We start from the raw sequence: 19839 nt of genomic DNA, 5'->3' as shown, positions 1-19839 counted from the left end.
GTGGCAGCGTGCGGACGCGCCGCAGGCGTCAAGGATGTCCCGCCGCCGGGATCCGCAGACGCCGTACGGGAGAGGAATCCCCCCTTGGTGGGCCCGACATCCGGCGGCCACGGTGATGCGGTGGCAGCAGGGCTGCCCGATTGCGTGGGAGGTCCGAATCGGACGTACGGAAACGCAATGAGAAGTGCAACCACGGAACGACGAAGGACCCGGCCGCTGAGCGGTCGGGTCCTTCGTTTGCCCTGGCGGGCGAGTGCGGAGGATACGAGATTCGAACTCGTGAGGGGTTGCCCCCAACACGCTTTCCAAGCGTGCGCCCTAGGCCACTAGGCGAATCCTCCGCCGCAAACAATACAAGACGTTGAGGGGTGCTCGCGAACGTGATCGTCGGGCGGGGACACCGGAGGGGGGCGGGTCGATTCCGGGGGGTTCCATCCGCTAAGGTGGGGCCAGCCCCTCACGTGGCGCTATCTCACCCAACTCCCCCAGGGCCGGAAGGCAGCAAGGGTAAGTGGGCTCTGGCGGGTGCGTGGGGGGCGCTTTGCGTTCCGGGGCCGGGGTCCGGGGCGCTGTGGGCCGCCGTTGTCGGTGGGCCCGGATAACCTCGTAGACGTGTCGTCCCTTGCGCTGTACCGCCGCTACCGCCCCGAGTCGTTCGCCGAGGTCATCGGGCAGGAGCATGTCACTGCCCCGCTGATGCAGGCCCTGCGGAACAACCGGGTCAATCACGCGTACCTGTTCAGCGGGCCGCGCGGCTGCGGCAAGACCACCAGCGCCCGGATCCTGGCCCGGTGCCTCAACTGTGAGCAAGGTCCCACTCCCGACCCCTGCGGGCAGTGCCAGTCCTGTCGCGACCTCGCGCGCAACGGCCCCGGATCCATCGATGTCATCGAGATCGACGCCGCCTCGCACGGTGGTGTGGACGACGCCCGTGACCTGCGGGAAAAGGCGTTCTTCGGGCCGGCTTCCAGCCGCTACAAGATCTACATCATCGATGAGGCCCACATGGTCACCTCGGCGGGCTTCAACGCCCTGCTGAAGGTGGTCGAGGAGCCCCCGGAGCACCTCAAGTTCATCTTCGCCACCACCGAGCCGGAGAAGGTCATCGGGACGATCCGGTCCCGTACCCACCACTACCCCTTCCGGCTGGTGCCCCCCGGCACCCTGCGCGAGTACCTGGGCGAGGTCTGCGCGCGGGAGGGGGCCACCGTCGAGGACGGTGTGCTGCCGCTCGTGGTGCGGGCGGGCGCCGGGTCGGTGCGTGACTCGATGTCCGTGATGGACCAGCTCCTCGCGGGCGCCGCCGACCAGGGTGTGACGTACGCCATGGCGACCTCCCTGCTCGGCTACACGGACGGCTCGCTGCTGGACTCCGTCATCGACGCCTTCGCAGCCGGGGACGGGGCCGCCGCCTTCGAGGTCGTGGACCGCGTCGTGGAGGGCGGGAACGACCCGCGCCGGTTCGTCGCCGACCTGCTGGAGCGGCTGCGCGACCTGGTGATCCTGGCGGCCGTGCCCGATGCCGGGGAGAAGGGGCTCATCGACGCCCCCGCCGATGTCGTCGAGCGCATGCAGGCCCAGGCCTCCGTGTTCGGCGCGGCCGAGCTGTCGCGGGCCGCCGACCTGGTCAACACCGGGCTCACCGAGATGCGCGGGGCCACCTCGCCCCGGCTCCAGCTGGAGCTGATCTGCGCCCGGGTGCTGCTGCCCGCCGCCTTCGACGACGAGCGGTCCTTCCAGGCGCGGCTCGACCGGCTGGAGCGCGGCGGGTTCACCGCCGCCGCGCCCGTCGCGATGCCGAGCGCTCCCGCCGCTCCCGCCATGGGGTACGTGCCCGGGCCCGAGGCGCACCCGATGGCCCCGGCCGGTCCCGCCGGGGGCGTCGCCGCGGCGCGTGCCGCCGCGCGGGCCCCTGAACCCGAACCGCAGCAGCAGCAACAGCAGCAGCCCGAGCCGCAGCCCGCGGTCCAGGCCCCTCCCGCTCCCGCCCCCGCCCCCGTCTCACCCTCGCCCGCGCCCGGCGCCTGGCCCGGGGCCGCGCGGCCGGGCGGCGCTCCCGCCGCCGGTGCCTGGCCCACCGCGGCGTCCACCGCCGCGCCCACCGCGCCCGCCGCCCCCGCCCCGACCCCGGCGCCCGCACAGCAGCAGCCCGCCGCACCCTCCTCCGGGACCGCCGCCGGCGTCGGCCAGGTGCAGGCGATGTGGCCCGGCGTGCTGGAGGCCGTCAAGAACCGCCGCCGCTTCACCTGGATCCTGCTCAGCCAGAACGCCCAGGTCACCGGCTTCGACGGGACGACCCTCCAGCTCGGCTTCCCCAATGTCGGCGCCCGCGACAACTTCGCGAGCAGCGGCAGCGAAGACGTCCTCAAGGCGGTCCTGGCCGAGCAGTTCCAGGTCCACTGGAAGATCGACGCGGTGGTCGGGGGCGGAGGGGGCCAGCCGACCGGCTCCGGCCCGGGCTCGTACACGCCGCCCGCGGCCCCCGCACCGGCCCCGGCGCAGCAGCAGTCCCCGGCCCCGCCCCGGCAGCAGCCCGCGTACCAGCCGCCCCAGCAGCACCAGCAGGCACCGCCCGCACCGCAGCCCCCCGTGCAGCAGGCGCCCCCGCCGGTCGCGCCCGAGGACGACGTCCCCGAGGAGGACGATCCCGACCTCGTGGAGAGCGCCCTGACGGGACACGACCTGATCGTGCGCGAGCTCGGAGCCACCGTTATAGAGGAATACACGAACGAGTAGAGGCCCGTAATTGGGTGGCCGCACGAAGCGGGCCCGGCCACCCGGGCTAGGCTGCATGGCGTGAAGGTCCTCGTCATCGGCGGCGGCGCCCGCGAACACGCCCTGTGCCGCTCTCTGTCCCTCGACTCCGACGTCAACGCTCTGTACTGCGCTCCCGGCAACGCCGGCATCTCCGAGGTGGCCGAGCTGCGCCCGGTCGACGCCCTCGACGGTGAGGCCGTGGCCCGCCTGGCCACCGAGCTCGGCGCCGATCTGGTCGTCATCGGCCCGGAGGCCCCGCTGGTCGCCGGAGTGGCCGACGCCGTGCGCGCCGTTGGCATCCCCGTTTTCGGCCCGTCCGCCGAGGCGGCGCAGCTGGAGGGCTCCAAGGCCTTCGCCAAGGACGTGATGGCGGCGGCAGGGGTCCCGACCGCGCGCAGCTACGTCTGCACCACCCCGGAAGAGGTGGACGCCGCCCTCGACGCCTTCGGCGCGCCGTACGTCGTCAAGGACGACGGCCTCGCGGCGGGCAAGGGCGTCGTGGTCACCGAGGACCGGGCCGCGGCCCGCGCGCACGCGCTCGCCTGCGACCGCGTCGTCATCGAGGAGTTCCTCGACGGCCCCGAGGTGTCCCTCTTCGCCATCACCGACGGCGTGACCGTACTGCCGCTCCAGCCCGCGCAGGACTTCAAGCGCGCGCTCGACGGCGACGAGGGTCCCAACACCGGGGGCATGGGCGCGTACTCCCCGCTGCCCTGGGCCGACCCGAAGCTGGTCGACGAGGTCATGGAGAGCGTCCTCCAGCCGACCGTCGACGAGCTGCGCCACCGCGGCACGCCCTTCTCCGGGCTCCTCTACGCCGGACTCGCGATCACCTCGCGCGGCGTGCGGGTCATCGAGTTCAACGCCCGGTTCGGCGACCCCGAGACCCAGGTGGTGCTGGCCCGGCTGCGCACCCCGCTGGCGAGCGTGCTGCTGAACGCCGCCCAGGGCACCCTGCACGCGGAGCCCCCGCTGAGCTGGCGCGAGGACGCGGCCGTCACGGTCGTCATCGCCTCGCACAACTACCCCGACACCCCGCGCACCGGTGACCCCATCGAGGGCCTGGCGGAGGTGGCCGCCGAGGACGCCCCCGAGGCCTACGTCCTGCACGCCGGGACCCGGCGCGAGGGCGAAGCGGTCGTCAGCGCGGGCGGTCGGGTGCTGTCGGTGACGGCGACCGGTTCCGATCTGGCGCAGGCGCGCGAGCGGGCGTATAAGGCCGTCGCACGGATCAGGCTCGACGGCTCGCAGCACCGCACGGACATCGCGGCCAAGGCTGCCGAAGGCCGCTGACCAGCGGCTCCACGCCCTCCGCGGGCCCGGGTGCGCACGGCGCGCCCGGGCCCGCGCGTGCGAATGCATCCGGCCGCGTTCGAAGGCGGCCAGCTTTACCCAAAGCCATTCCATCGGGTGATCGTGTCGCGGTCTGCCTGACGCCCGGCCCCGCCCCAACTAGGGTGCGGCGCAAGCATTCCGGCACATGGCCCACCGGCATTGCGATGTCAGTGGCGGGTGTCACAGTGGGGGAGTGAGCAAAGCCGCCGCAGGGCAGAGGGGGTGAGGTCCGGCCGTGTCCGGAATCGGTTCGATCGCTGATGTGGGTGTGCCGTCCGCGCGTTCCCGCGCCCTCGCCGTGCTGCGCGTGCGCAGCAGGGCGCTGGCCGTCGTGCTGCTGCCGGCCGCCGTCGCCGTGGTGCTCGTGGCCGCCCGGATGACGGGCCGGCTGACCGGGGAGCCCTGGGCGGTCGTGACCCTGCTCGTCTGCCTGGCCGCCGTGCTGGTGCTGCTCGTCGGCGGGACCTTCGCCGCGGTGGTGCTGCGCGCGGGCCCGGCCCTGACGCCGACGGTGCCGCTGGCGGAGGCTGCCGCTCCAGATCTCTACCGGCTCGTGCGGGACCTCGCCGACCGGATGGACGTTCCCGCGCCCTCCGCGATAGCCCTGACCCCGGACTGCGACAGCTGGCTGGAGGACCGTACGCACCCGGCCCACCGCCGGTCCGGTATCGCGGGGGGCCGGCCGGAGTCGGAGCCCGGGGCGGCCCCCGTGCTGGTGATCGGCTCGCCGTTCCTGTGGTGGATGCGGGTCGCGGAGCTCCGCGCCGTGCTCGCGCCCGTCATCGCCGGTACGGGCCCTTCCGCGCACCCCGACATAGCCGACGCGCGCGGTTTCGTCCGGGGGCTGGACGCCGCGGTCGACGTGGGTTCCAGACGCTGGCTCGGCTGGATCGCCCGGCCGGCCCGACTGCTGCTGCGGCTGTGCCGGGTGGACGCGGCGGAGATGGAGCGCGGGGTGGCGGCCGCCGCCTCCGACCGCGCCCAGGACGTGGATTACGGGCTGCGCATCATGGCCCAGGAGCAGGTCGGACTCGCCTACGCGGGCTGGGACCGGCTGCTCACGCGGGTCGCGCTGCCCGCCTGGCGGATGGGGCGGTGGCCGGCGCGGCTCGATGCCGGGGTGGTCTCCGCGCTGACGGAGCTGTCGCGGCGGGACCGGCTGGCCGAGGGGTTCACCTCCCGGCTGGGCGAGCGGCCCGCCTGTGACCTGCTGGAGCAGCCGGGCGCGGTGGACGAGGCCGCTTCGCTGCTGGCCGCGCGGCTCTTCCACGGCGGTCCGGCCGAAGCCGGGCCGCAGTGGTCGCCCGTGGACTGGGCGGAGTACCCGGAGCAGGTCGTGGACCGCAAGTGGCGCCTGGAGGCGGCCCGGCTGCACGCGGCCCTCGACGCCCTGGCCGTCCCGGCGGGGCCCCCGGTGGAGCGGGTCCTCGGCTTCCTCACCGACACCGGAGGACAGGGCGCCGCCGGGGAGTCCCTGGCCGGGTACCTGGCAGCGGAGGAACGGTCCGCCGGGTGCGGTCCGGAGCCCGCCGGGGGCAAGGCGCGTACCGCGGACGCGGTGCCGCTGTTCCCGCTCCAGGCGCCGAGGAGCGGGCGGGACCTGCTGGCCGACCACGTGACGGCGCTGGTGTGCTGCGCGGCGGTGGACTCCGCCGGCGCCGAGCCCGGCCTGGACTGGCTGGACGGTCCGGTGCTGCGGGTGGCGGGCGAGCGCCGCTCGGACCTCGCACCGAGCGTGCTGTGCCTGGTGGAGGACGGCGACCCCGAGCCCCTGCGGGCCTGGCTCGCGGCCATCGGCGTACGCCCGGAGAAGCCGGTCCGGCTGGTCTGAGCCCCTTTCCGGGCGACAGCCGCGGACTCGCGGCCGCGGACCCTCGAAGACCCCCCGACGGAACCCGGCGGCCTCCCGTTCCGCCGCGCGAGCGCCCCCGGCCGCGTTGGGCTTCGCCCCCGGCCGCGCCGGGCTTCGCAGCCCCCGCGCCCCGCGCCGGGCGCCGGTGAACCTGATGTGCGGCCCCCGCCCAGCCCGGTTCCCTCCCAAGTTGGTCTCGGAGAGGTCTTTTCGCGACGAACGGTGACGGAGTGCGTGCGTTATGTGATGTGCTGGAGAACCGTGTATGTGCGTTCGGGGGAGCGAGGGAGGGGAGCAGCGATATGGCTACGGACCAGATCCGGCGGTGGGAGTCGGGTGCGCTCGCGCACGCGGTGACCGATCCCTTCGGCCAGGGCCCGCTGCCCTGGTTCCGGGGCAGCGAGCTGTACTTCGACGACACCGGCCACGTCGTGCCCTGGTACGTCGACCCGGCCCTCGCCCCCGGCCAGATCCCCCGCGCCCGCAGCAACGGCGGCCCCCGCACCGCCGATGACGTGCACCGGCAGATCAAGGGCTTCGCCTCCACCGGAGCCGTCGCCCCCGGCGAGGCCATCGACTTCCACATCACCGTCGACCCGCCCCAGCAGTTCTCCGTGGACATCTACCGCATCGGCCACTACGGCGGCGACGGCGCCAGCAAGATCCATTCGAGCCCCCGGCTCTCCGGCATCGTCCAGCCGGCCCCCCTCGCCGCCGACCGCACGGTCTCCTGCCACCACTGGTGGCTGTCGTGGCGGCTCCAAGTGCCCTCGTACTGGAGCCTCGGCGCGTACGTCGCCGTCCTCACCACCCTGGACGGCTACCGGTCCCACATCCCCTTCACGGTCCGCGACGACCACCGCGCCGACCTGCTCCTGCTCCTCCCGGACATCACCTGGCAGGCCTACAACCTCTACCCGGAGGACGGCCGCACCGGCGCGAGCCTCTACCACGCCTGGGACGAGAAGGGCCGGCTGCTGGGCGAGCAGGACGCGGCGACGACCGTGTCCTTCGACCGCCCGTACGCGGGCGCGGGCCTGCCCCTGCACGTGGGCCACGCCTACGACTTCATCCGCTGGGCGGAGCGCTACGGCTACGACCTCGCCTACGCGGACACCCGCGACCTCCACGCCGGCCGCGTCGACCCGACCCGCTACCGGGGCCTGGTCTTCCCCGGCCACGACGAGTACTGGTCGGTCCCCATGCGCCGCACCGTCGAGCGGGCCCGCGATCACGGCACGTCCCTGGTGTTCCTGTCCGCCAACACCATGTACTGGCAGGTCGAGCTGGGCCCCTCCCCCTCCGGGGTCCCCGACCGGCTCCTCACCTGCCGAAAACGCCGTGGCCCGGGCCGCCCCAGCCTCTGGCGGGAGGTCGACCGCCCGGAGCAGCAGCTGCTCGGCATCCAGTACGCGGGCCGGGTACCGGAACCCGCGCCCCTGATCGTCCGCAACGCCGGCCACTGGCTGTGGGACTCCACCGGCGCCGCCGAGAACGACGAACTCGACGGCCTGGTCGCCGGCGAGGCCGACCGGTACTTCCCGCGCACCCAACTGCCGGTGCACCAGGACCGGATCCTCCTCGCGCACTCCCCGTACCTCGACAGCGAGGGCGCCAAGCGACACCAGGAGACGTCCCTCTACCGGGCGCCCAGCGGAGCCCTCGTCTTCGCCTCCGGAACCTTCGCCTGGTCCCCCGCCCTGGACCGCCCGGGTCACGTCGACGAGCGCGTACAGCGGGCCACCGCCAATCTCCTCGACCGGATCTGCAAGCGGGACTGACCGGCCCCCCAGTCGGGCCGCCGCGCCCAGTACGGGACAATGGAGGCGCGCTCGTACAGAACCACAGGGAGACCCCGTGTCCGGATTCGTCGAAAAGCCCGAGCCGGTTCAGGTGCCCGGCCTCGTCCACCTCCACACCGGGAAGGTGCGCGACCTCTACCGCAACGAGGACGGCAACCTCGTCATGGTCGCCAGCGACCGGATGTCCGCCTTCGACTGGGTGCTGCCGACCGTCATCCCGGACAAGGGGCGCGTCCTCACCCAGCTCTCCCTGTGGTGGTTCGACCAGCTCGCCGACCTCGTCCCGAACCACGTGATCAGCACCGAGCTGCCCGCCGGCGCTCCCGCCGACTGGGCCGGCCGCACGATGGTCTGCCGGAACCTCGACATGGTGCCCGTCGAGTGCGTGGCGCGCGGCTACCTCACCGGCTCCGGGCTCGCCGAGTACCGCCAGACCCGTACCGTCTGCGGACTGGCGCTCCCCGAGGGGCTCGTGGACGGCTCCGAGCTGCCCGCCCCGATCTTCACCCCGGCCGCCAAGGCGGAGGTCGGCGAGCACGACGAGAACGTCTCCTACGAGGAGGTCGCGCGGACCGTCGGCGCCGATACGGCGGCGGCGCTGCGCCAGCTCACCCTGGCCGTCTACAGCCGCGCCCGGGACATCGCCCGGGACCGCGGGATCATCCTCGCCGACACCAAGTTCGAGTTCGGTCACGCGGCGGACGGCACGCTCGTCGCCGCCGACGAGGTCCTGACCCCGGACTCCTCGCGCTTCTGGCCGGCCGACCAGTGGCAGCCGGGCCGCACCCAGTTCTCCTACGACAAGCAGTACGTGCGGAACTGGCTGAACTCCCCCGAATCCGGCTGGGACCCCAAGGGCGAGCTCCCGCCGCCGGCGCTGCCGCCCGAGGTGGTCGAGCAGACCCGCGCGAAGTACATCGAGGCCTACGAGCGGCTCACGGGCCTCAGCTGGGCCGCCCAGCACGGCGCTCCTGCGCAGTCCGCGACCCCCGAGTCCTGAACACGAAGAAGCCCCCGGTCCGAGGACCGGGGGCTTCTCACGCTGAGCGGACAACGCGACTCGAACGCGCGACATCCACCTTGGCAAGGTGGTGCTCTACCAACTGAGCTATGTCCGCATGCGCCGTAACGCGAGACCTACTATACCCAACCCCGCTCCCGTGCGAGACGCACTGCCGTGTGCCGGTTCTCCGCCCCCAGCTTCGTCGTCGCCGAGGACAGGTAGTTGCGTACCGTCCCCGGCGACAGGTGCGCCCGCTCCGCGATCTCCGCGATCGGCGCCCCGTCCCCGGCGAGTTCCAGGACCTCCGCCTCGCGCGCGGTCAGCGGTGAATCCCCGGCGCTGATCGCGTCGGCCGCCAACTCCGGGTCCACGTACCGTCCTCCGGCGTGCACGGTCCGGATCAGTTCGGCCAGCCGCTGCGCCGAGACGGTCTTCGGCGCGAAGGCCCGCACCCCCACCGCCAGGGCCCGCTTGAGGTGGCCGGGACGGCCGTGGCTCGTCACGATCATGACCTTGCAGTCGGGGAGTTCGGACCGCAGCGATGTGGCGACACTCACACCGTCCGCCCCCGGCATCTGGAGGTCCAGGACGGCCACGTCCGGCCGGTGGGTCCGGGCCATCGCGAGCGCCTCCGGCCCCGAGGCCGCCTCCGCGACGACCAACAGGTCGTCCTCCAGGGCCAGCAGCGCGGCCAGCGCCCCTCGGATCAGGTGCTCGTCGTCGGCCAGCAGTACGCGTACGGGGTTCACGCACCCACCTCCGCCGCCCGCGTCCACGGGCCCGGGACCTGCGCGACCAGCCGGAACCGGCCGCCTTCCACGGGCCCGGCCCGCAGGGCGCCGTCCACGACCGCGAGCCGCTCGCGCAGCCCGGCGAGCCCCGACCCGGGCGGCCCGTCGGGAACCCCGTCCGGGGCGCCGTCGTTCTCCACCAGCAGCGTCAGCGCGCCGTCCGGCCCCTCCCCGGCCGTCAACCGGATCAGGCAGTTGCGGGCGTCGCCGTGCCGCAGGACGTTGGTGGTCGCCTCCCGGACCACCCAGCCCAGCGCGGACTGCACCTCGGGCGGCAGTGCGCGCCCGGCCTCGTACTCGACCCGGCAGTCCATCCCGGCCGCGCTCAGCACCCCGCGGGCGCCCTCCAGTTCCACCGCCAGGTCCGCTTCCCGGTAGCCGCGGACGACGTCGCGCACCTCCCGCTGGGACTCGCGCGCGATCCGCTGCACCTCGATCATCTGCTCCACCGCCTCGGGACGTCCGCGCCGCGCCAGCTGCACGGCGAGCTCGCTCTTGAGCGCGATCACCGCCAGGTTGCGGCCCATGACGTCGTGCAGGTCCCGCCCGAACCGCAGCCGCTCCTCCGCCACCGCCAGGCGCGCCTGGTACTCCCGTGAGCGGTCCAGCTCGTGCACGGTCTGCAGCAGCCACGCGGAGAACCGGCAGGTGAAGCAGAGGAAGAGACCGGTGACCAGCACCCCGATGACGTACCCGAGCGCGTCGCCCGCCGGGAAACCGAGGACGGCCACCGCCGCCCCCGTGAAGGCCGCCGCGGCTGCCGGCGGGTAGATCGTCTGCCGGACCCGCCTGACGCACAGGGCGAACGATCCGCAGGCGAAGCCGGCCATGCCGAGCACCGGGGGCGGGGCCACGGCCGCGTCCACCTGCCCGGTCCTCACCAGGGCGAGGGTGGTCAGGCAGGCCAAGACGGTGAAGACGGCCGTGACGACCGCGAGCCGTACGGGGCGTTCGCGGCGTTCCGTGAGCCAGTCCAGGGCCCGGGAGGAGAGGAACCCGACGAGGGCGGACTGGACGCACACGAGAAGGAACAGTGCGAGGGCGACGGCCCAGGAGGACCGCGTGGGATCGTCTCCGGCGGCGGACGCGAGCGCCCCGAGGCCGAACGAGGCGATTTCGATCACCACGAAGAAGTGGAACGACCAGCGGGTGTACAGCTCGACCTTGCCCGCGGTGCCGCGGCTGCGCCACCATCCGGTCATCTTCGGCACGTCTGGGCCCCCGACTTGCTGGACGAACGACGAAGGCCCTGATCGATGATCAGGGCCTTCGTCTTCTGAGCGGACGACGCGACTCGAACGCGCGACATCCACCTTGGCAAGGTGGTGCTCTACCAACTGAGCTACGTCCGCATGCTCGCTCAGGCACATGTGCCGTTGCGGTGCGTGCATCACTCTACCCGATCCACGACAGTGGCCGGTAAAGCGTGCAGAGCGGGTGACAGGGATCGCACACTGCGCCTCCCCCCTGGAAGGGGGGTGTTCTGCTACTGAACTACACCCGCACGACCTTCGGGGCTTTGACCTGCGGTCTGGCCCCTCGGCGTGATCCACACACTAGCCGATCAGAGGGGGTGGATGGCAAATCCGGGGTCAGTGGGCAGCGTTGTAGGCCTCGTAGACCCGCTTCGGGATCCGGCCGCGCGGCGGCACGTCGTGCTCGTTGGACCGGGCCCAGGCGCGTACGACGGCCGGGTCGGGGGCGATGCTGGTGTGCCGGTACGCCTTCCCCGAGCGGGCCTGCCGGCGGCCTGCGGCCACGTAAGGCGCCAGGCTCTTCCGCAGTTTCTTTGCGTTGGCCGGATTGAGGTCGATCTCGTACGACTTACCGTCCAGGGCGAACGAGACCGTTTCCGCCGCTTCCCCGCCGTCGATGTCATCGGAGAGCGTGACTACTACGCGCTGCGCCACGGATATCGGTCCCTTCGTGCGAGGTCACCACGTACTGACGTGCGGTGATGTCGCCTGTGTGGATGTTTCGGAGCAATGCGTCAATCGACCGGAATCCCGGCTGATTCCTTTGTACCGCGATTCCCTTTGAATTGCGAAGCCCAGTTAATTGTCTCCGCGTGTCCGGCCGCAATGGCGGGCGAGTGGTTTTCCGGTGGATTTTGCGAAGCGTTGGTGAAGCCGAAACGGCACCCCTGTGGCGGCCCCGGGATATCTACCCGCGTAGAAATTTCGGGCGGGTACGCTGGAGGAACCGCCTTCGCACCAACCACCACACGGGAGTGCCCGATGGCACGCGTCGTAGTCGACGTCATGCTCAAGCCGGAGATCCTCGACCCCCAGGGCCAGGCGGTGCAGCGTGCACTGCCGCGCCTGGGATTCGACGGGATCGCCGACGTCCGCCAGGGGAAGCGCTTCGAACTGGAAGTGGAGGGCCCGGTCGACCAGGCCGCCCTCGACCGCATCCACAAGATGGCCGAAACGTTCCTCGCCAACACCGTCATCGAAGACTTCACCGTGTGCCTCGAGACCGAGAAGGCCGAGGCCTGACGGTGACCACTCGCATCGGAGTCGTCACGTTCCCGGGAACGCTCGACGACCGTGACTCACTGCGCGCCGTGCGCCTCGCCGGAGCCGAGCCCGTCTCGCTGTGGCACCGCGACAAGGACCTCCACCAGGTCGACGCGGTCGTCCTCGCGGGCGGCTTCTCCTACGGGGACTACCTGCGCGCCGGGGCCATCTCCCGGTTCTCGCCGGTGATGGAGACCATCATCGAGCAGGCCAAGGGCGGCATGCCCGTCCTCGGCATCTGCAACGGCTTCCAGGTCCTGACCGAAGCCCACCTGCTGCCGGGGGCGATGCTCCGCAACAACCACCTGCACTTCATCTGCCGCGAGCAGAAGCTGCGCGTGGAGAACGCGGGAGGTGCGTGGACCGGCGACTACGAAGCCGGCCAGGAGATCTCCATCCCGCTCAAGAACATGGACGGCCGCTACACCGCCGACGAGCGCACGCTCGACGAACTGGAGGCCGAAGGCCGAGTGGCCTTCCGGTACCTCGACGGGAACCCGAACGGCTCGCTGCGCGACATCGCCGGCATCACCAACGCCGCCGGCAACGTCCTCGGCCTCATGCCGCACCCCGAGCACGCGGTCGAGCCGCTGATCGGGACGGGCCGCACCGACGGCCTCCCGTTCTTCACGTCGGTCCTGAAGAAGCTGGTCAGCGCATGAGCCTCGACACCATCAAGAACGCCACCGAGACCCCCGACGCGGCGCAGCCCTGGAAGGAACTCGGCCTCAAGGAGGACGAGTACGCCCGTATCCGGGAGATCCTCGGCCGCCGCCCCACGGGCGCCGAGCTCGCCATGTACTCCGTCATGTGGTCCGAGCACTGCTCCTACAAGAGCAGCAAGGTCCACTTGAAGCAGTTCGGCGACAAGGCCCCCGAGAACACGGCCATGCTCGTCGGCATCGGCGAGAACGCCGGCGTCGTCGACGTCGGCCAGGGCTACGCGGTCACCTTCAAGGTCGAGTCGCACAACCACCCCTCGTACATCGAGCCCTACCAGGGTGCCGCCACCGGCGTCGGCGGCATCGTCCGCGACATCCTCGCCATGGGCGCCCGCCCCGTCGCCGTCGTGGACCCGCTGCGCTTCGGCGCCGCCGACCACCCCGACACCAAGCGCGTCCTTCCGGGCGTCGTCGCGGGCATCGGCGGCTACGGCAACTGCCTGGGCCTGCCGAACATCGGCGGCGAGGTCGTCTTCGACGCCTGCTACCAGGGCAACCCGCTGGTCAACGCCGGCTGCATCGGCGTGATGAAGCACGAGGACATCCACCTCGCCAAGGCGTCCGGCCCCGGCAACAAGGTCGTCCTCTACGGTGCGCGCACCGGGGGCGACGGCATCGGCGGCGTGTCCGTGCTGGCCTCGGAGACCTTCGACGACAGCAAGCCCACCAAGCGCCCCGCGGTCCAGGTCGGCGACCCCTTCCAGGAGAAGCTCCTCATCGAGTGCACCCTGGAGATCTTCAAGGAGAAGCTGGTCGCCGGCATCCAGGACCTCGGCGGCGCCGGGCTGTCCTGCGCCACGAGCGAGCTGGCCTCCGCCGGTTCCGGCGGCATGCGCGTCGAGCTGGACACCGTCCCGCTGCGCGACGCGACCCTCTCGCCCGAGGAAATCCTCATGAGCGAGTCGCAGGAACGCATGTGCGCGATCGTCGAGCCCCAGCACGTCGACCGCTTCATGGAGATCTGCGAGAAGTGGGACGTCATCGCCACCGTCATCGGTGAAGTCACCGACGGCGAGCGCCTGGAGATCTTCTGGCACGGCGAGCAGATCGTGGACGTGCCCCCGGGCACCGTCGCCCACGAGGGACCCGTCTACCACCGCCCCTACGCCCGCCCCGAGTGGCAGGACGCGCTCCAGGCGGACGACGCGGGCAAGCTGCCGCGGCCGGCGACCTCCGAGGAGCTGCGCGCGCAGGTCCTGGCGCTGGTGTCGTCGCCGAACCAGGCGTCGAAGTCCTGGGTCACCGACCAGTACGACCGTTTCGTACAGGGCAACACGGTGCTCGCGCAGCCCGAGGACGCCGGCATGGTCCGCATCGACGAGGAGACCGGCCTCGGCGTCGCCATGGCCACCGACGGCAACGGCCGCTTCGCGAAGCTCGACCCGTACACGGGTGCGCAGCTCGCGCTGGCGGAGGCGTACCGCAACGTCGCCGCGACCGGCGCCAAGCCGCTCGCGATCTCCGACTGCCTGAACTTCGGCTCCCCCGAGGACCCGGGCGTCATGTGGCAGTTCGCGGAGGCCACCCGCGGTCTCGCCGACGGCTGCCTGGAGCTGGGCACCCCGGTGACCGGCGGCAACGTCTCGCTGTACAACCAGACCGGTGACATCGCGATCCACCCGACCCCGGTCGTGGCGGTCCTCGGTGTGATCGACGACGTCAACCGCCGCACGCCGATGGCGTTCTCGGAGGCCGGCCAGCTGCTGTACCTGCTCGGCGACACGGCCGAGGAGTTCGGTGGCTCGGCGTGGTCCGAGGTCGTGCACCAGCACCTCGGCGGCATGCCGCCCAAGGTGGACCTCGCCCGCGAGAAGCTGCTCGGCGAGATCCTGATCTCGGCCTCGCGCGACGGCATGGTCGACGCCGCGCACGACCTGTCGGACGGTGGCGTGATCCAGGCGCTCACCGAGTCCTGCCTGCGCGGCGGCAACGGCGCGCGGGTCGTGGTCCCGGAAGGCCTGGACGCCTTCACCTTCCTGTTCTCCGAGTCCGCGGGCCGCGCCATCGTGGCGGTCCCGCGCAGCGAGGAACTCCGCTTCACCGACATGTGCGGTGCGCGGGGTCTGCCGGCCACCCGTATCGGCGTGGTCGACGGCGAGGAGATCGAGGTCCAGGGCGAGTTCACGATCCCGCTCGCGGAACTGCGTACCGCCCACGAGGCGACGATCCCGGCGCTCCTCGCCTGATCCTGCGCCCGGACCCGCTGCGTCACACGAGCCCCTGCCCGCGTCCTGCGGGCAGGGGCTCGTGCGCCGGACCGCCCGAGTAGGGTCGGGCCATGCCGCCCGCCAAGAGGAAAACGCGCACCTACGACTCCGCCAAGATCCGCGCCGCCGTCATGGCCCAGTTCGGCCATGTCGCGGGCGCCGTAGGGGAGTTGACCCCCGAACAGCTGGCCCGGCCGGCCGGGCTCGGCCGGTGGACGGTCGGGGACCTGGCCGCGCACGTCGCGTGGATCGCGGACTCGCTGGCCGCCGGTCTGGCCCGGCCGCCCGCCGCCGTGCCGGAATTGACCGCCGTCGAATGGCCCTCCGCCACCGCGTCGCTGGCCGGGAAGATCGCCGAGGCGGCGAAGGAGACCCTGGCCGGCGCGCCGCTGCCCGAGCTGTACGAGCGCGCAGGGGCGCGGCTGGCCGAGGCCCTCGCAGCGAACCCGGACCGCCGGGTGCTCAGCCTGTGGGTCGGGGCCATGACCCTCGGGGACTTCCTGGTCACCCGGACCGTCGAACTCGTGGTGCACACCGATGACCTGAACCGGGCGGCCGGGCTGGACGTCCCGATCGAGCGGCAGGCCCTCGCCGCCTGCACCCGGCTGCTCGCCGACGCCCTCGCCGTCAGCGCGCCCGGTGGCTCGGTCGAGGTCCGGATCCCGCCCTTCGCGGTGGTCCAGTGCGTCGAGGGGCCCCGCCACACCCGGGGCACCCCGCCGAACGTGGTCGAGACCGACCCGCTGACCTGGCTGCGGCTGGCGACGGGCCGGACCGGCTGGGCCGAGGCGGTGCGCGAAGCCCACGTACGGGCCAGCGGTGAGCGGGCCGACCTGTCGGCGCTGCTGCCGCTGATGAGCTGATGAGCTGACCGGGGAACCGGCCGGGCCGGCCGGCCGTCACAGGCACATGCGTACGCAACGTCCCGCGCTCCCCGCCGCCGTGCCCGCCGCCGTCCTGGCCGCCCTCCTCGCGCTCGCCGGAACCACCGCCTGCGGTGCCCAGGACGGCGCGCCCCGGCCCGTCCACTCGGGGACCGTCGACGGCAAGCCCTCCCCGGAGCCCCCTGCCGACGCGCCGCTGACCGACACCGAGTGGACCGTCACCGCCCTGGCGCAGGGCGGGACGGCCTCCGCCGTGCCCGCCGATGCCACCGGGAAGGCGCGTTTCACCATCACCCACGACGGCTCGGTGAGCGGTGGCCTCGGCTGCAACCGCTTCACGGCCAGGGCCACCGTCGTCGGCGCCTCGCTCGGCTTCGGGCCGCTCGCCACCACCCGGATGGCCTGCACGGGCCCGGCCGGCGAGGTCGAACGGGCCCTGACCACGCTGTTCGCCAGGGGCCCGCTCGGCTGGAAGGTCGAGGGCCGGACGCTGACCCTGACCGGCGGGGCCGACGGCGCCGACGCGGGCGCTGCGGGCGCTGCGGGCCTGACCGCCGAGGCGGCCTCCGCGGCGGAGTGAGCCCTCACCCCGGGTACGGCAGCAGCCCCGCGTCCGTCTTCTCCCAAGCCGCCCGCAGCCGCGCCAGCCGGGCCGGTTCCACGGCCGCCTTGTCGGCCTGCTCGCGGGGGTCCGCGGCCAGGTCGAAGAGCTGGTCCCGGCCGCTCTTGCCCTGGTAGTACTTCCAGTTGCCGCGGCGCAGCGCCCGCTCCCCGCGCACCCTCCAGAACAGGTCCCGCTCCGCGGGCTCCTCCCCGCGCAGCAAGTACCCGGCGAGGCTCACCCCGTCCAGGGGGAAGGCCGGGTGCGGCCGGGCGCCGGCCACTTCCAGCAGCGTCGCCGTCCAGTCGGGACTGAACACCGGGACGTGGCTGACCTGGCCACCGTCCAGCCGGGCGGGCCAGCGCGCGATCGTCGGCACCCTGATGCCGCCCTCCTGGAGGGAGGCTTTGTTGCCCGAGAGCGGCCAGTTGTAGGAGAAGCGCTCACCTCCGTTGTCGCTCGCGAAGACGACCAGGGTGTCCTCCTCCTGGCCCGAACGCTCGAGGGCTTCCAGCACCGCGCCGACCGACCGGTCCAGGTCCTCCACCATCTGCTTGTACTTCTCGACCGACCCGCCGTCCTGGTGCCACAGCGCCCGTGCGTCACCGGCCTTGATCCGCCGGACGATCTCCGCGCTCTGCGCCGTGTCCCCGTCCGCGATCCACGGCCAGTGCGGGGTGGTGAAGTTGAGGTTCAGCAGCCAGGGCTTGCCGCGGTGGTCGCGCGAGACGTACTCGACCGCCCGCTCCGTGATGATCCGCGTGTAGTAGCGCAGGTCCTTGTACTCGGCGTCGCCCTCGTAGAGGTCGTACTCGCCGCCGAGGCCCAGCTTGGAGTAGTACTCCAGCGCCCCGCCGAAGTTGCCGAAGAACTCGTCCCATCCGGAGCGGGTCGGGCTGTAGTCCGGCAGGTAGCCGCAGTGCCACTTGCCGATCAGCGCCGTCGCGTAGCCGCGGTCGCGCAGCAGGGAGGCCAGCGTCGGGTGCGTCGGGTCGAGTCCGGCCGACTTGTCGGCGATCGGCTCCGCCAGGCCGCCCCGCGTACGGCCCGGGTAGCGGCCCGTGTACAGGCTGAACCGGGTCGGGGAGCAGGTCGCGGAGCCCGAGTAGGCGTCGGTGAAGCGGACGCCCTCGCGGGCCAGCCGGTCCAGGTTCGGGGTCTTGATGTGCGGGGCGCCGTAGGAGGACAGGTCCGCCCAGCCGAGGTCGTCGCCGAGGACGAACAGGACGTTGGGGCGCCGGGACCGGCGTCCCGGCGCGGCCCGGAACTCCCGCTCGGCGGGGCCGGTCTGCCGGGCCTGGGCGGCGGCGGGCGCCGAGCCCAGCCCCACCGCGGCGGCGGCCGCGCTCACGCCGACGGCGCCGCCGAACGCACGGCGGGACAGGGGGGATCCGTACGAGGTCACAGGTACTCCAAGGCATGGCCCGCCGGCCCGGCTCCGGGCGGCGCGGGACGGCGCACGGCACGGCGAGCGGGCTCAGGCGGGGCGAAGGGGAAGAAAGCGCAAAAGGGCAGCGGCAAGCGAAGCCGGTGGCGCGGAGGGGAAGCGGCGTACGACTACGCGGGGCAGCGACAGATGGCGCTCGCGACACGGACCAGGTCCACGTGCCGGCGCTCGACGAGGGTGACGGTGCGGTCACCGAGGGGCTGCATGGGGCGAGAGCCTGTCGAATGCGCGCGGACCTGTCAACAAAGAGCTCGGATACCGAGACGGGAAGGTTCCGTCACCCTCTGTGCTGTGAGATTTCCCGGCCGTCCCCAATTCGGACCAGTGGTCGATCTCGCCTACACTCGGAAGCGTGCCTCGTGGTGATGGACGACTCAACCACGACCTGCTCCCCGGCGAAAAGGGCCCCCAGGACGCTTGCGGCGTCTTCGGTGTCTGGGCTCCGGGTGAAGAGGTCGCCAAGCTCACCTACTTCGGACTGTATGCACTACAGCACCGCGGACAAGAGTCCGCGGGAATCGCTGTGAGCAACGGTTCCCAGATCCTCGTCTTCAAAGACATGGGCCTCGTTTCCCAAGTCTTCGACGAAACCTCTCTCGGCTCGCTCCAGGGTCATATCGCGGTCGGTCACGCCCGCTATTCGACCACCGGCGCTTCCGTCTGGGAGAACGCGCAGCCCACTTTCCGCGCGACCGCCCACGGCTCGATCGCCCTGGGTCACAACGGCAACCTGGTGAACACCGCCGAGCTCGCCGAGATGGTCGCCGACCTCCCCCGTCAGGACGGCCGTGCCACCCAGGTGGCGGCCACCAACGACACCGACCTGGTCACCGCCCTGCTGGCCGGCCAGACCGACGACGACGGCAAGCCCCTGACCATCGAGGAGTCGGCCGCCAAGGTCCTCCCGCAGGTCAAGGGCGCGTTCTCGCTGGTCTTCATGGACGAGGGAACCCTCTACACCGCCCGTGACCCGCAGGGCATCCGCCCGCTGGTCCTCGGCCGCCTTGAGCGCGGCTGGGTGGTCGCGAGCGAGACCGCAGCCCTCGACATCTGCGGCGCCAGCTTCGTCCGCGAGGTCGAGCCGGGCGAGCTCATCGCGATCGACGAGAACGGCCTGCGGACATCCCGATTCGCGGAAGCGAAGCCCAAGGGCTGTGTCTTCGAGTACGTCTACCTGGCGCGCCCGGACACCGACATCGCCGGCCGCAACGTCTATCTCTCGCGTGTCGAGATGGGCCGTCGCCTGGCGGAGGAAGCCCCGGTCGAAGCGGACCTGGTCATAGCGACGCCGGAGTCCGGCACGCCCGCCGCGGTCGGCTACGCCGAGGCCAGCGGCATCCCGTACGGATCCGGCCTGGTCAAGAACGCCTACGTGGGACGGACCTTCATCCAGCCCTCGCAGACGATCCGCCAGCTCGGCATCCGGCTCAAGCTCAACCCCCTCAAGGAAGTCATCCGGGGCAAGCGCCTGGTGGTCGTGGACGACTCGATCGTCCGCGGCAACACCCAGCGGGCCCTGGTCAAGATGCTCCGCGAGGCCGGTGCGGCCGAGGTCCACATCCGGATCTCCTCGCCGCCGGTGAAGTGGCCGTGCTTCTTCGGCATCGACTTCGCCACCCGGGCCGAGCTGATCGCCAACGGCATGACGGTCGACGAGATCGCCACGTCGCTCGGCGCCGACTCGCTCTCGTACATCTCGCTCGACGCGATGGTCGAGGCGACCACCATCCAGAAGCCCAACCTCTGCCGTGCCTGCTTCGACGGCGAGTACCCGATGGAGCTGCCCGACCCGCAGCTGCTCGGCAAGCAGCTCCTGGAGTCCGAGCTCGCGGGCGGCACCGACGCCGCCGACGCGCTCCGGCGCCCGTAGGACGCGCCGGACCCGTCCCCCGGACGGGTCCCGCCCGCCCCATCCCGTT

General features: G+C 72.3%; 16 protein-coding genes, 4 tRNA genes and 1 other RNA gene. 12 read left to right on the top strand and 9 right to left on the bottom strand.

All coding sequences use genetic code 11. The features are described 5' to 3' along the window. Positions 1–256: 256 nt before the first annotated feature. Positions 257–341 (bottom strand) — tRNA-Ser (locus IE207_RS19145). A 107-nt stretch (positions 342–448) separates the two neighbouring features. On the opposite strand from IE207_RS19145, the gene ffs reads away from it, so the two are divergent. The 6 genes from ffs (at position 449) to IE207_RS19115 (ending at position 8746) form a co-directional block, all read left to right on the top strand. Then, an RNA gene (ffs, locus tag IE207_RS19140) (signal recognition particle sRNA small type) lies at positions 449–547 on the top strand. 65 nt (positions 548–612) lie between these two features. Next, positions 613–2736 carry a DNA polymerase III subunit gamma and tau gene (locus tag IE207_RS19135; RefSeq protein ID WP_190185467.1) on the top strand — a complete coding sequence of 708 codons (2124 nt, stop codon included), beginning with the start codon at positions 613–615 and terminating at the stop codon, positions 2734–2736. A gap of 60 nt (positions 2737–2796) precedes the next feature. Next, positions 2797–4050, top strand: coding sequence for a phosphoribosylamine--glycine ligase (gene purD / locus IE207_RS19130; protein ID WP_190185466.1), 1254 nt, complete (start codon positions 2797–2799; stop codon positions 4048–4050). Positions 4051–4327: 277 nt separating this feature from the next. After that, positions 4328–5923, top strand: a complete 1596-nt coding sequence (locus IE207_RS19125; RefSeq protein WP_190185465.1) for a M48 family metalloprotease — start codon at positions 4328–4330, stop codon at positions 5921–5923. A gap of 323 nt (positions 5924–6246) precedes the next feature. Then, positions 6247–7725 carry a N,N-dimethylformamidase beta subunit family domain-containing protein gene (locus IE207_RS19120; RefSeq protein WP_190185464.1) on the top strand — a complete coding sequence of 493 codons (1479 nt, stop codon included), beginning with the start codon at positions 6247–6249 and terminating at the stop codon, positions 7723–7725. 76 nt (positions 7726–7801) lie between these two features. Continuing rightward, positions 7802–8746, top strand: a complete 945-nt coding sequence (locus IE207_RS19115) for a phosphoribosylaminoimidazolesuccinocarboxamide synthase (RefSeq protein ID WP_190185463.1) — start codon at positions 7802–7804, stop codon at positions 8744–8746. A gap of 45 nt (positions 8747–8791) precedes the next feature. On the opposite strand, the gene IE207_RS19110 is transcribed toward IE207_RS19115, so the two are convergent. The 6 genes from IE207_RS19110 to IE207_RS19085 form a co-directional block, all read right to left on the bottom strand. Continuing rightward, positions 8792–8864: transfer RNA gene (locus tag IE207_RS19110), tRNA-Gly, on the bottom strand. Between the two features lie 22 nt (positions 8865–8886). Further along, positions 8887–9498 carry a response regulator transcription factor gene (locus tag IE207_RS19105; RefSeq protein WP_190185462.1) on the bottom strand — a complete coding sequence of 204 codons (612 nt, stop codon included), beginning with the start codon at positions 9496–9498 and terminating at the stop codon, positions 8887–8889. Beyond that, positions 9495–10751, bottom strand: coding sequence for a sensor histidine kinase (locus IE207_RS19100; RefSeq protein ID WP_190185461.1), 1257 nt, complete (start codon positions 10749–10751; stop codon positions 9495–9497). The genes IE207_RS19105 and IE207_RS19100 overlap by 4 nt, the downstream gene beginning before the upstream one ends. A 68-nt stretch (positions 10752–10819) precedes the next feature. Then, positions 10820–10892: transfer RNA gene (locus IE207_RS19095), tRNA-Gly, on the bottom strand. Between the two features lie 80 nt (positions 10893–10972). Beyond that, positions 10973–11044, bottom strand: a tRNA-Gly gene (locus IE207_RS19090). An 88-nt stretch (positions 11045–11132) separates the two neighbouring features. Continuing rightward, positions 11133–11450 (bottom strand): histone-like nucleoid-structuring protein Lsr2, encoded by a 318-nt coding sequence (locus tag IE207_RS19085; protein ID WP_190185460.1) that lies wholly within the window; start codon positions 11448–11450, stop codon positions 11133–11135. Between the two features lie 327 nt (positions 11451–11777). Between IE207_RS19085 and purS the strand changes: the two genes are divergently transcribed. From purS to IE207_RS19060, 5 genes are all read left to right on the top strand, one after another. Continuing rightward, positions 11778–12038 carry a phosphoribosylformylglycinamidine synthase subunit PurS gene (gene purS, locus IE207_RS19080; protein WP_190185459.1) on the top strand — a complete coding sequence of 87 codons (261 nt, stop codon included), beginning with the start codon at positions 11778–11780 and terminating at the stop codon, positions 12036–12038. A 2-nt stretch (positions 12039–12040) separates the two neighbouring features. After that, positions 12041–12721, top strand: coding sequence for a phosphoribosylformylglycinamidine synthase subunit PurQ (purQ, locus tag IE207_RS19075; RefSeq protein ID WP_190185458.1), 681 nt, complete (start codon positions 12041–12043; stop codon positions 12719–12721). Further along, entirely contained in the window at positions 12718–14967 is a 2250-nt protein-coding gene (gene purL / locus IE207_RS19070; protein ID WP_190185457.1) for a phosphoribosylformylglycinamidine synthase subunit PurL, read from the top strand. Before purQ ends, purL begins: the two co-directional genes overlap by 4 nt. A gap of 92 nt (positions 14968–15059) precedes the next feature. Further along, on the top strand, positions 15060–15851 hold the full coding sequence (locus tag IE207_RS19065) for a maleylpyruvate isomerase family mycothiol-dependent enzyme (protein ID WP_190185456.1): 792 nt from the start codon (positions 15060–15062) through the stop codon (positions 15849–15851). Between the two features lie 46 nt (positions 15852–15897). Next, the gene (locus IE207_RS19060; RefSeq protein ID WP_190185455.1) at positions 15898–16452 is read left to right on the top strand and encodes an META domain-containing protein; all 555 of its coding nucleotides are present in this window, start codon (positions 15898–15900) and stop codon (positions 16450–16452) included. 4 nt (positions 16453–16456) lie between these two features. On the opposite strand, the gene IE207_RS19055 is transcribed toward IE207_RS19060, so the two are convergent. Beyond that, positions 16457–17878, bottom strand: a complete 1422-nt coding sequence (locus tag IE207_RS19055) for a sulfatase family protein (protein ID WP_229873822.1) — start codon at positions 17876–17878, stop codon at positions 16457–16459. Between the two features lie 152 nt (positions 17879–18030). Next, positions 18031–18126 carry a putative leader peptide gene (locus IE207_RS34110; RefSeq protein ID WP_373304733.1) on the bottom strand — a complete coding sequence of 32 codons (96 nt, stop codon included), beginning with the start codon at positions 18124–18126 and terminating at the stop codon, positions 18031–18033. 146 nt (positions 18127–18272) lie between these two features. Between IE207_RS34110 and purF the strand changes: the two genes are divergently transcribed. Beyond that, positions 18273–19790 carry an amidophosphoribosyltransferase gene (gene purF / locus IE207_RS19050; RefSeq protein ID WP_190185454.1) on the top strand — a complete coding sequence of 506 codons (1518 nt, stop codon included), beginning with the start codon at positions 18273–18275 and terminating at the stop codon, positions 19788–19790. The last annotated feature ends 49 nt before the right edge of the window (positions 19791–19839 follow it).

The sequence above is a fragment of the Streptomyces cirratus genome (assembly GCF_014650775.1).
GTDB lineage: Bacteria > Actinomycetota > Actinomycetes > Streptomycetales > Streptomycetaceae > Streptomyces > Streptomyces cirratus.
This window is presented reverse-complemented; position numbering and strand designations above follow the sequence as displayed.